General features: G+C 71.7%; 10 protein-coding genes and 3 pseudogenes. 7 read left to right on the top strand and 6 right to left on the bottom strand.

Going from position 1 to position 11,280, the window contains the following annotated elements:
* Positions 1-30: 30 nt before the first annotated feature.
* Positions 31-717, top strand: a pseudogene (locus AU194_RS27600) (transglycosylase); the annotation flags it as partial.
* Positions 718-719: 2 nt separating this feature from the next.
* On the opposite strand, the gene AU194_RS27595 reads toward AU194_RS27600, so the two are convergent.
* From AU194_RS27595 to AU194_RS27580, 4 genes are read right to left on the bottom strand one after another with little or no spacing between them, the layout of a single operon-like run.
* Positions 720-1,148, bottom strand: a complete 429-nt coding sequence (locus AU194_RS27595; RefSeq protein WP_059092458.1) for a molybdenum cofactor biosynthesis protein MoaE — start codon at positions 1,146-1,148, stop codon at positions 720-722.
* On the bottom strand, positions 1,145-1,624 hold the full coding sequence (locus AU194_RS27590; RefSeq protein ID WP_059092457.1) for a molybdenum cofactor biosynthesis protein B: 480 nt from the start codon (positions 1,622-1,624) through the stop codon (positions 1,145-1,147). Before AU194_RS27590 ends, AU194_RS27595 begins: the two co-directional genes overlap by 4 nt.
* Positions 1,621-2,106 (bottom strand): cyclic pyranopterin monophosphate synthase MoaC, encoded by a 486-nt coding sequence (gene moaC / locus AU194_RS27585; RefSeq protein ID WP_157576565.1) that lies wholly within the window; start codon positions 2,104-2,106, stop codon positions 1,621-1,623. The genes AU194_RS27590 and moaC overlap by 4 nt, the downstream gene beginning before the upstream one ends.
* Positions 2,107-2,298 carry a hypothetical protein gene (locus AU194_RS27580; protein WP_197417764.1) on the bottom strand — a complete coding sequence of 64 codons (192 nt, stop codon included), beginning with the start codon at positions 2,296-2,298 and terminating at the stop codon, positions 2,107-2,109.
* Between the two features lie 65 nt (positions 2,299-2,363).
* On the opposite strand from AU194_RS27580, the gene AU194_RS27575 reads away from it, so the two are divergent.
* Positions 2,364-4,619, top strand: coding sequence for a helicase-associated domain-containing protein (locus AU194_RS27575; RefSeq protein ID WP_059092455.1), 2,256 nt, complete (start codon positions 2,364-2,366; stop codon positions 4,617-4,619).
* Between the two features lie 30 nt (positions 4,620-4,649).
* Positions 4,650-6,299, top strand: a complete 1,650-nt coding sequence (locus AU194_RS27570) for a DNA repair helicase XPB (RefSeq protein ID WP_059092454.1) — start codon at positions 4,650-4,652, stop codon at positions 6,297-6,299.
* A 7-nt stretch (positions 6,300-6,306) separates the two neighbouring features.
* On the opposite strand, the gene eat is transcribed toward AU194_RS27570, so the two are convergent.
* Positions 6,307-7,710: an ethanolamine permease gene (eat, locus tag AU194_RS27565; protein WP_369804248.1), complete on the bottom strand. Its 1,404-nt coding sequence runs from the start codon at positions 7,708-7,710 to the stop codon at positions 6,307-6,309.
* Positions 7,711-7,875: 165 nt separating this feature from the next.
* Between eat and AU194_RS27560 the strand changes: the two genes are divergently transcribed.
* Positions 7,876-9,090 (top strand): YbfB/YjiJ family MFS transporter, encoded by a 1,215-nt coding sequence (locus AU194_RS27560; RefSeq protein ID WP_059092453.1) that lies wholly within the window; start codon positions 7,876-7,878, stop codon positions 9,088-9,090.
* Positions 9,091-9,681: 591 nt separating this feature from the next.
* Here AU194_RS27560 and AU194_RS33105 read toward each other — a convergent pair.
* Positions 9,682-9,984: pseudogene (locus AU194_RS33105) on the bottom strand (LysR family transcriptional regulator); the annotation flags it as partial.
* Between AU194_RS33105 and AU194_RS27555 the strand changes: the two are divergent.
* From AU194_RS27555 to AU194_RS27545, 3 genes and pseudogenes are all read left to right on the top strand, one after another.
* Positions 9,983-10,684 carry an SDR family NAD(P)-dependent oxidoreductase gene (locus AU194_RS27555; RefSeq protein ID WP_059092452.1) on the top strand — a complete coding sequence of 234 codons (702 nt, stop codon included), beginning with the start codon at positions 9,983-9,985 and terminating at the stop codon, positions 10,682-10,684. The pseudogene AU194_RS33105 and the gene AU194_RS27555 overlap by 2 nt on opposite strands.
* Complete coding sequence (locus tag AU194_RS27550; RefSeq protein ID WP_059092451.1) at positions 10,671-11,042, top strand: SgcJ/EcaC family oxidoreductase; 372 nt, start codon at positions 10,671-10,673, stop codon at positions 11,040-11,042. The genes AU194_RS27555 and AU194_RS27550 overlap by 14 nt, the downstream gene beginning before the upstream one ends.
* Before the next feature lie 46 nt (positions 11,043-11,088).
* A pseudogene (locus AU194_RS27545) lies at positions 11,089-11,280 on the top strand (hypothetical protein); the annotation flags it as partial.

Genomic DNA, 11,280 nt, shown 5'->3' with positions numbered 1-11,280 from the left:
TCGTGACGAGCACAGGCCGCGTCGTGATCGCCTCCACCCGCGCCGCTGGACGCCCCGCTGCCGCCCGCACCGGCTCCTGCCGACCCGATGGCCTGGGCCGCTCCGGCGCCCGCGCCCGTCGAGGTGCCGCCCCCGCCGCCGGCTCCGGTCGACAGCGCCGTGGCCGCGGCCGCCGCGAACTGGGACACCGCCGCCGCGCCCGCACCGGATCAGCCGCAGCCGCAGACGTGGTCGCTCGGCGTCCCCGCGCCGCTGCAGCCCGCTCCCCCGGCTCCCGCGCCGGCGCCTGCCCCGGCTCCCGCTCCCGTCGCCGCTCCGGCGCCGGATCCGCTCAGCGGCGTCGACATTCCGCAGCCGGTGTTCGATGCGGCCAACCAGGCCGTCAGCGGTCAGGTCCCGGCGGTGCCCGCAGGCCTGCCGCCGGTGCCCGCCGAGGTACCGCACCTGGCGAGCCCCGAGAACCTGCCGCCGGGAACGACCGTCGACCGCAATCAGGTGCCGGGTCAGAGCCCGAACGTCTCGTATCTCAAGGAGATCTGGCACGCGATCCAGACCCAGGAGATCTCGGGTGCCGATGCGCTGCTGGCGCTGACCCAGCGGCCGCTCACCACCCCGGACACCCCGGGTGGGCCGCCGCCGAACCTGCCCGTCGGCCCGGCACCCGCTCCGGCCCCGGCTCCCGCGCCCGCCCCGGCGCCGGTGCTGCCGCCGGCCTGAGGCTAGGCCGAGTTCACCCACTCGTCGGAGCCGTCGCCGAAGAACTGGTGCTTCCACACCGGGATCCGATCCTTGACGGCGTCGACGAGCGCGGAACAGGTGTCGAACGCCGCCCTGCGATGGTCCGCTGCCACAGCGGCCACCAGGGCGGCGTCGCCTATTTCCAGGGGTCCCACGCGGTGGCTGACGGCGATCGCGCGCACCCCGTCGGCGGTCGCGGCGATCTCGGCGGCCACCTCCGCGAGCACCTGCTCGGCGCTGGGATGGGCGGAGTACTCGAGCCGGGTGACGCCGCGGCCACCGTCGTGGTCGCGGACCACACCGGCGAAACTCACGACGGCGCCCGCGGATTCGTGCGCGACGAGGTCCTCGTGCTCAGCCAGGTGGATCGGGGTCTCCGTTACGGCGGCGCGCAGCACGACGGCGGTCATCGCGGATGGTCCTTTCCGGCGAGTTGATCCAGGGCGTGGTCGAGCACGTCGGCGAGCACCGACAGGCCGTCCTTGACGCCACCGGGCGAGCCCGGCAGGTTCACCACGAGCGTGCGGCCTGCGACGCCACAGATACCCCGGGACAGGACGGCGGTGGGCACCTTGGGCAGCCCGGACCGCCGGATCGCCTCGGCCAGGCCGGGCAGTTCGTAGTCGAGGACGGCCGCGGTCGCCTGCGGGGTGGCGTCGGTCGGTGAGATCCCGGTGCCGCCGGAGGTGATCACGACGTCGGCCCCGTCGGCGACGGCGGCGCGCAGGGCCGCCTCCACCGGATCGCCGTCGGGCACGACGACCGGACCAGGGGTCTGCACCCCGCGCGCGGTCAGCCAGTCGACGATCAGCGGGCCGGTGCGGTCCTCGTAGACGGCCGCCGCGGCGCGGGTGGAGGCGATCACGACGCGGCCTGTGCTCGTCACGACGGCGTCCAGGTGCCCGTCTTACCGCCCTCTTTGCGCAGTACGGCGATGTCGTCGATGCGGGCGGCGGGGTCGACGGCCTTGATCATGTCGTAGACGGTCAGCGCGGCCACGCTGACCGCCGTCAGCGCCTCCATCTCCACGCCGGTGCGGTCGGTGGTGCGCACGCGCGCGGTGACGCGCACGGCGTCGTCCCCGATCTCGAAGTCGACGTCGACGCCGGTGAGCGCGAGTTGATGGCACAGCGGGATGAGGTCGCTGGTGCGCTTGGCCGCCATGATCCCGGCCACCCGCGCGGTGGCCAGCGCATCGCCCTTCGGCAGTCCACCGGAGGCGATCATCGCGACGACGTCCGCGCGGGTGCGTACGGTGCCCGCGGCGACGGCGACGCGTTTGGTCACGTCCTTGGCGCTGACGTCGACCATGTGCGCCGCACCGGACTCGTCGAGGTGGGTGAGCCCGTGCTGCGAGCCGCCGGTCACTTACTTGTTGACGACGGTGACGGGGTGCAGGTACGGCAGCTCGTCGGCTGGCAGCGGGAAGGTGATGTCACCGAAGGGCGACAGCGAGCCGACGCGGTCGGTGGCGAGCTCGCTCACGGCGTGCTCCCCATCGTCCAGGTGAGTCGGCCACCCCGGATCGACGTACTGCTTCTTCGATTTCTTGTCAGCCACGCCCACATTGTGGCAAACGCCTCGCCGCGTGGCGACCTCGGGCGGCTGCTTTACGCTGGTCAGCAATGACAGCACACACTCCGGGCGTCCCTCTGGGCACCTGGTTGGCCAACCTCCCCGACGAGCGGCTGATCCGCTTGCTGGAGTTGCGCCCTGATCTCACCCAGCCGCCACCCGGCACGATCGCCGCGTTGGCCGCGCGGGCGACGTCGCGGCAGTCGGTGAAGGCGGCCACCGACGGGCTGGACTACCTGCGGCTGGCCGTGCTGGACGGCCTGCTCGTGCTGCACGCCGACACCACCGCCGTACCGACGACGAAACTGTCCGAGCTGATCGGCGGCCGCGCCGACGAGGACGCGCTCACCACCGCGATCGACGATCTGCGCACGCGGGCACTGGTGTGGGGCGACGACGAACTCCGCGTCGCCCCCGATGCGGCGTCGGGCCTGCCCTGGTATCCCGGCCAAGCGGTCGCCGAGGCCACTGAACACAGCCCCGACGACATCGCGCGGATGCTGACCGGACTCGACGCCGCCCAGCGCGATCTGCTGGACCGGCTGCTCGAGGGCTCCCCCGTCGGCCGCACCCGCGACGCCGCCCCCGGCACACCCGCCGACCGGCCGGTGCAACGCCTGCTGGCGGCGGGCCTGCTGCGCCAGGTCGACGACGACACCGTGATCCTGCCCCGGCTGGTCGGTCAGGTGCTGCGTGGTGACGCCCCCGGACCGGTGGAGCTGACCCCGCCCGATCCCGTCACCTCCACGACGAAGACCGCCGACGTCGACGCGGTGGCCGCCGGTGCGGCGATCGACCTGCTCCGCGAAGTCGACGTGGTGCTCGAGGCGCTCTCGGCCGCCCCGGTGCCGGAACTGCGCAGCGGCGGGCTCGGCGTACGCGACCTCAAACGCCTCGGGAAGACGACCGGCATCGAGGAGCGCAGGCTCGGGCTGATTCTGGAGACGGCGCTGGGCGCGGGCCTGATCGCGGCCGGGATCCCGGACCCCGACCCCGGCGACGGGGCCAATACGTTCTGGGCGCCGACGGTGGCCGCCGACCGGTTCATCGAGTCACCGACCGCGGTGCGGTGGCATCTGCTCGCCTCGACGTGGCTGGACCTGCCCGCCAGGCCCGGTTTGACCGGCAGCCGCGGACCGGACGGCAAACCGTATGCGTCGCTGTCGGATTCGCTGTACTCGACGGCCGCGCCGCTGGATCGGCGGCTATTGCTGGCGGTATTGGCCGATCTGCCGGCCGGTGCGGGTGTGGACGCCGCGTCGGCGTCGCGGGCGATGATCTGGCGCAGGCCGCGCTGGGCGGTGCGGTTGCAGCCCGACCCCGTCGCGGATCTGCTGACCGAGGCCCACGCGCTTGGCCTGGTGGGACGCGGCGCGATCGCGACGCCGGCGCGCAAGCTGCTGGCCGGCGACGAACCCGAGGACGTGGTGGCGGCCATGGCCAAGGTGCTGCCCGCCCCGATCCACCACTTCCTGGTGCAGGCCGACCTGACCGTCGTGGTCCCCGGTCCGCTCGAACGCGATCTGGCCGAGCAGTTGGCGGCCGTCGCGGCGGTGGAGTCGGCGGGCGCGGCGATGGTGTACCGGGTCAGCGAGGCGTCGATCCGTCGCGCGCTCGACACCGGCAGGACCGCGAGCGAACTGCACTCGTTCTTCGGACGTCACTCGAAAACCCCTGTGCCGCAGGGACTCACGTATCTCATCGACGACGTGGCGCGGCGGCACGGGCAGCTGCGGGTCGGGATGGCGTCGTCGTTCGTGCGGTGCGAGGACCCGGCGCTGCTGGCGCAGGCGGTCGCCGCACCGGCCACCGCGGCGGTGGAGCTGCGGCTGCTGGCGCCGACGGTGGCGGTGTCCCAGGCGCCGATCGCCGACGTGCTCGCCGCGCTGCGCGACGCGGGTCTGGCCCCCGCCGCCGAGGACGCCTCCGGGGCGATCGTCGACATCAGCACGCGGGGTGCGCGGGTGCCCGCCCCCGGCCGGCGGCGGATCTACCGGCCCGCGTCGACGCCCACCGGTCAGACGCTCGGGGCCATCGTCGCGGTGTTGCGTCGGGTCGCATCGGCGCCCAGCGGGAACATGCGGCTCGATCCCGGCGTTGCGATTACCCAGTTGCAGGAAGCGGCGCTGGCGCAGACGTCGGTGGTGATCGGTTACGTCGACCCGGCCGGGGTGGCCACGCAGCGCGTGGTGGCGCCGGTCAACGTCCGCGGCGGCCAGCTGACCGCCTACGATCCGGCATCCGGGCGGGTCCGCGAGTTCGCCATCCATCGCGTGACGTCGGTGGTGTCGGCCGAGAACGAATAATGGAGCGATGAGCTCCAGGGGAGAACAAGCATGACCGACGGCCCTTTGATCGTGCAGTCCGACAAGACGGTGCTGCTGGAGGTCGACCACGAGCAGGCCCAAGCCGCCCGCGCGGCGATCGCCCCGTTCGCTGAGTTGGAACGCGCACCCGAACACATCCACACCTACCGCATCACCCCGCTGGCGTTGTGGAACGCCCGCGCGGCGGGGCACGACGCCGAACAGGTCGTCGACGCGCTGGTGTCGTTCTCCCGCTACGCGGTGCCCCAGCCGCTGCTGGTCGACATCGTCGACACCATGGCCCGCTACGGGCGGCTGCAGCTGGTGAAGAGCCCGGTCCACGGCCTGGTGCTGGTCAGCCTCGACCGCGCGGTGCTCGAAGAGGTGCTGCGGAACAAGAAGATCGCCCCGATGCTGGGTGCGCGCATCGACGACGACACCGTGATCGTCCACCCCAGCGAGCGCGGGCGCGTCAAGCAGATGCTGCTCAAGATCGGCTGGCCGGCCGAGGATCTGGCCGGATATGTCGACGGCGAACGCCATCCGATCGATCTGCTGCAGGACGGCTGGCAGCTGCGCGACTACCAGGAGATGGCGGCCGACTCGTTCTGGTCGGGCGGCTCCGGGGTGGTGGTGCTGCCGTGCGGTGCGGGTAAGACGCTGGTGGGTGCGGCGGCGATGGCCAAGGCGGGCGCCACCACGCTGATCCTGGTCACCAACACCGTCGCCGGGCGGCAGTGGAAGCGCGAACTGATCGCGCGCACGTCGCTGACCGAGGACGAGATCGGCGAGTACTCCGGGGAGAAGAAAGAGGTCCGCCCCGTCACGATCGCCACCTATCAGGTGATCACCCGCCGCACCAAGGGTGAGTACAAGCATCTGGAGCTGTTCGACAGCCGCGACTGGGGGCTGATCATCTACGACGAGGTGCACCTGCTGCCCGCACCGGTGTTCCGGATGACGGCGGATCTGCAGTCCCGGCGCCGCCTCGGACTGACCGCCACGCTGATCCGCGAGGACGGCCGCGAGGGCGACGTGTTCAGCCTCATCGGGCCCAAGCGGTACGACGCGCCGTGGAAGGACATCGAGGCGCAAGGCTGGATCGCACCCGCCGAGTGCATCGAGGTCCGGGTGACGATGACCGACAACGAGCGCATGCTCTACGCGGTCGCCGAACCCGAGGAGCGCTACAAGCTGTGCTCGACCGTGCACACCAAGATCGCGGTGGTGCGCTCGATCCTCGAGAAGCACAAGGGTGAGCAGACGCTGGTGATCGGCGCGTACCTCGATCAGCTCGAGGAACTGGGTCAGGAGCTCAACGCCCCGGTGATCCAGGGCTCGACGAAGACCGCCGAACGCGAGGCGCTGTTCGACCAGTTCCGCCGCGGTGAGATCTCCACCCTCGTGGTGTCCAAGGTCGCCAACTTCTCCATCGACCTGCCGGAAGCCTCTGTCGCCGTTCAGGTCTCCGGGACGTTCGGCTCACGCCAGGAAGAGGCGCAGCGGCTGGGCCGGCTGCTGCGGCCCAAGCACGACGGCGGCGGTGCGGTGTTCTACTCGGTGGTCTCGCGCGACAGCCTCGACGCCGAATACGCCGCACACCGGCAGCGGTTCCTGGCCGAACAGGGCTACGGCTACGTCATCAAGGACGCCGACGACCTGCTGGGGCCCGCCATCTGAGCGAGCCCTAGGTGATGTCCTTCTCCGCGTCCGCCAGTGCGGCGAACTCCTCGTCCGGCGAGTTCGCCACCAGGTGGTGGCGGCTGTAGAACCCGAAGTAGGCCATGAACGCGGCGAACACCACCAGGCACCAGCCGGCCGCGGTGCTGTCCACGAGGAAGGTCGCGACCACCGCGAGTGCCGCGATGACGAGTGCGAAACCGGTGGTGACGATGCCTCCTGGCGTGCGGTACGGCCGCGGCATGTCGGGTTCACGCACCCGCAGCGCGATGTGGCTGACCATCATCAGCACATAGGACAGCGCGGCGCCGAACACCGCCATGTTGAGCAGCATCGCGCCCTGCCCGGTCAGCGAGAGGATGAAGCCGATGATGCCGGGCACCACCAGCGCCAGCGTCGGCGCCTTGCGTGAGTTGACCACCGACAGGCGCTTGGGCAGATACCCCGCGCGGGACAGTGCGAACAGCTGACGCGAGTAGGCGTAGATGATCGAGAAGAAGCTCGCGATCAGCCCGGCCAGGCCGATGTAGTTGACCACCTTGGCCATCGTCGAGTCACCGAGCGCCTCCACCAACGGGTTGCCCGACTCGCTGATGAGCTCCGCACCGCCGGAGCCGGCCGCGAGGAACAGCACGGTGGCGCCCGTCAGCAGCAGCACACCCATCGCCGCGAGGATGCCGCGCGGGACGTTGCGCGACGGATCCTTGGCCTCTTCGGCGGCCAGCGGGACACCTTCGATCGCGAGGAAGAACCAGATCGCGAACGGCACGGCCGCCCAGATCCCCAGGTAGCCGAACGGCAGGAACGACGAGGCGCCCGCGGCGTCGGTCGGCGCGATGTCGGTGAGGTTCGCGACGTCGAACTTCCCGATCGCCGCGATCGCGAAGATGATCAGGCCGACCAGCGCGATCGCGGTGATGACGAACATGACCTTGAGCGCTTCGCCGACGCCGCTGAGGTGAATCCCGATGAACAGCAGGTACACCGCCAGGTACACCCACCAGCCGTCGGTGATACCGAACAGGCCCAGCGATTCGACGTAGGCACCGATGAAGGTGGCGATCGCGGCCGGGGCGATCGCGTACTCGATGAGAATGGCTGTGCCCGTGGCGAATCCGCCCCACGGCCCGAGCGCGCGGCGGGCGAAGGTGTACCCGCCGCCCGCGGCGGGCAGCGCCGAGGACATCTCCGCCATGCCCAGCACCATCGCCAGGTACATGCCGGCGATGATCACGCCCGCGATGAGGAGGCCGCCGAAGCCGCCCTGGCCGAGCCCGAAGTTCCAGCCCGAGTAGTCGCCGGAGATGACGTACCCGACGCCGAGGCCGGCGAGGAGCAGCCAGCCCGCAGTGCCCTGCTTCAGCGTCCGTTTGGCGAGGTACTCGCTGGATTCGTTGTGCGTGGTGTCCACCCGGCGAATGCTAGACCGGCTACCGGGGTCGCATACGCGGTTCGCGAATCCGCGGCGGCGCGTCGCACGCCGACGATCTGCGGGCGGGCCGTCCGAGGCAGTGCCTCCCAGCTGCGAGCCTTCCGGTCGTGGCCGGCGGGACCTGTTGGCCCACACGATGGTTCGATGCACCGACACATCGCCCGCACCGCCGCCGCACTGGCCGCCGCCATGGGGGTGGGCCGCTTCGTCTACACCCCGATCCTGCCGCTGATGACCGGGGTGTCGGCGCACACCGCGGCGGCGCTCGCGACCGCCAATTACGCGGGCTATCTCGCAGGCGCGGTGGCGGGCATCCTCTCGCCGCGGCTCGCCCGCTCGACGGTGATCTGCCGGGTGTCGCTGCTCGTGCTGATCGCCAGCCTCGCGGCGATGCCGGTGACGACGGACGCGGCGGCGTGGACGGTGCTGCGCGGCGTGGCGGGTCTCACGAGCGCGCTGGTCTTCGTCATCGCGGTCAACACGCTGCTCGAACACCTGCGTGGCCACCCGGCCCGGCTGGCGGGGTGGGGCTTCGGCGGGGTCGGCGCGGGGATCGCGCTGTCGGCGGTGCTGGTGCTGGGCACCCCGGACTGGCGGACGGCGTGGTGGGCCGCCGCGGGCGCCGCGGCGGTGTTCACCGTCGGCGCGTGGTCCATGCGCGCCGCACCACACCCGCCCGCGTCCGCGCCGGAGACCGTCCGGCCGCCCCACGGGGCGTTCGCGCTGCTGCTGGGCAGCTACACCCTCGAGGGCATCGGCTACATCATCGCGGGCACGTTCCTGGTCGCGGCCGTCGCCGAGGGGGCGCCGCACTGGCTCGGCGGCGGGGCGTGGCTGGTGGTGGGGCTGGCGACGGTGCCGTCGGCCGCGCTGTGGGCGGCGCTGAGCAGCCGCTGGTCCCATCACGCCCTGCTGGCGTGCGCGCTCGGGGTGCAGGCCGTCGGTATCGCACTGGCGGGGCTGGTCGGCGGGGTGACGGCGGCGCTCGCCGGCGCTGTGCTGTTCGGCGGCACGTTCATCGGCGTCAGCACCCTCACGTTGGCGGCCGGCCGGCTGCTGCGCTATCCAAGGGCGGTCGCGCTGCTGACGGCGGGGTACTCGATCGGCCAGCTCGTCGGCCCGGTCGCAGTAACACCGTTGCTGCACAACGGGTTCCGCGATGCGCTACTCGTCGGCGCCGTGGTGGTGTCAGCCGCGGCCCTCGTCGCGGGGGTGATGCGGATCGTCGTCGGGCAGCCACGCCGACGCGGCGGTGAGGCCGAGATCGCCGACGTCACGGGTGAATTCGCCAACGATCGCGTGCACCGCCGGGTCGGTCTCACCCCGACGCCAGACCAACGACCACGTCCACAACGGTGACGGGTTCACAACCGGTCGCCGCACCAGCCCGCGCGGCAGCTGCGCATCCTGCCCCTTGGGGTTGTTGAGCACAGGACGGCCCAGCCGGCGGACGTGCTCGAAGAAGGTCGGACCCGTGACACCGCCGTCGTCGGTGCGCATGACACGCGCCCCGGTGGCAGCGGCGAACTGCTCGCCGTAGCGGTTCCACGACGACCAGCTGGCGGCGTCGGTGTCGACCAGCACCACGGTGTCGCGGGCAGACACCGGGCTCTCGTCGGAACCGGCGGCGAGGGCGTACAACCGGTCCACCCCGAGCAACCGAGCCTCGAGCGACAGCGCCTCCAGGTCGGTGTTCTGCACCCAGCAGATCGCGAGGTCGAGGCTGCCGTCGGCGACACGGGCGGCCTGCGCGTGCGACGGCATCACCCACGTGTCCACCCGCAGCGGCGCCACCCCGGCCGCCCGCTCGGCCCAGTCGGTGGGGCACCAGTTCACGTACCCGATGCGCACCGGATCGGATACCGCCAAACCGGCTGCGCGCCTGCGCAATTCGTCGGCCTGGGCGATCAGCGCACGGGCATCGGGCAGCAGTGCGATTCCGGCCGCGGTGAGCGCCACCGACCGGCGATCCCGATCGAACAGCACGACCTTCAAATCCCGTTCGAGTGCCTTGATCTGTTGAGACAGCGACGGACCAGCGATGCGCAGCCGCTCGGCGGCGCGCCCGAAGTTCAGTTCCTCGGCCACCGCCACGAAGTACCGCAGCTGCCGCAGCTCCACGGCTGCAGCGTAGTAGGCACAGCCTCCCAGCAGAGAGCGAATCGGTCCCGCCGCACGGACATCCCCCGCGGTCCGCGGCGTGTTGAGCACGACAACCGGATCGGACCGGACCTCCAGTGAAAGGGCAGTCATGAACACACAACGAGTCGCCGTCATCACCGGCGCATCCCATGGCATCGGCGCGGGCCTGGTGGCGGGTTACCGCAAGGCGGGGTACGCCGTCGTCGCCACCTCCCGCACCATCGGCGAGAGCGACGACCCGATGGTCGTCACGTTCGCGGCGGACCTCGCACAACGCGGTGAGGGCACGCGGGTGATCGAGACCGCGCTCGCGCGGTTCGGCCGCGTCGACACCGTCGTGAACAACGCGGGCATCTTCGTCGCCAAACCGTTCACCGACTACACCGACGCCGACTTCGACGCGGTCACCGGGGTGAACCTGCGCGGCTTCTTCGAGGTGTCACGCGCCGGGCTCGCCGCGATGGGCGACGGCGGCCACCTCGTCACCATCTCGACCAGCCTGGTCGACCACGCCAACTCCACGGTGCCGTCGGCGCTGGCGTCGTTGACCAAGGGCGGGCTCAACGCGGCGACCAAGGCGCTTGCGGTCGAGTACGCCGGCCGCGGCATCCGGGTGAACACCGTGGCACTGGGCATCATCGACACCCCGATGCACGATCCGTCCACCCACGGCTTCCTGGCCGCACTGCACCCGATGGGCCGCCTCGGCACGATCGGCGACGTCGTGCAGGCGGTCCTCTATCTGGAGGACGCGGCGTTCGTGACCGGCGAGATCCTGCACGTGGACGGTGGTCAGAGTGCCGGGCACTGAGGACACCGCCGCCGTACTGCGCGGTGTCCTCGACGAGTGGAAGGCCGGCATCGACGCCCACGATCCGCAGCGGGTGGCCGCGGTGTTCACCATGGACGCGGTGTTCCAGGGGCTGCGTCCGTACAGCGTGGACCGCGACGGGGTGGCCGCGTACTACGACAGCCAACCGGCGGGAATGAGCGTGGACTACGCGCTTCAGGAGACCCGCCGGATCGGCGCGGACGCGGTGCTCGGGTACGTCGCGGCGGTGTTCTCCTACCGGGAGCGGCCACCGGTGCGGCTGAATGTGGGGGTCCTGGCCGTCCGGACCGGCGACGGTTGGCGCATCGGCTACTACCAGGCGAGCCCGGCGATCTGACCGCACAGGCGACGTCGACGGCCAGGACACGCTAGCCTGCACACTCATGACCGGACGTTCGCCCCGCACCACGCACGCGGCCAAACTGGGGTTGGCCGGCGCGGCCCTGGGCCTCGGCGCGCTCTGGCTGGCCGGCCCCGCCGCCGCGCAGCCCGACGCCCCGCCCCCGGTTCCCGGTCAGCCGACCGTGGTGGCCGCGGGCGACCCGGCTCCCCCGCCCGCGGCCACCACGGTCGGC

This window comes from Mycobacterium sp. GA-2829 (genome assembly GCF_001499965.1).
Taxonomy (GTDB): Bacteria; Actinomycetota; Actinomycetes; order Mycobacteriales; family Mycobacteriaceae; genus Mycobacterium.
This window is presented reverse-complemented; position numbering and strand designations above follow the sequence as displayed.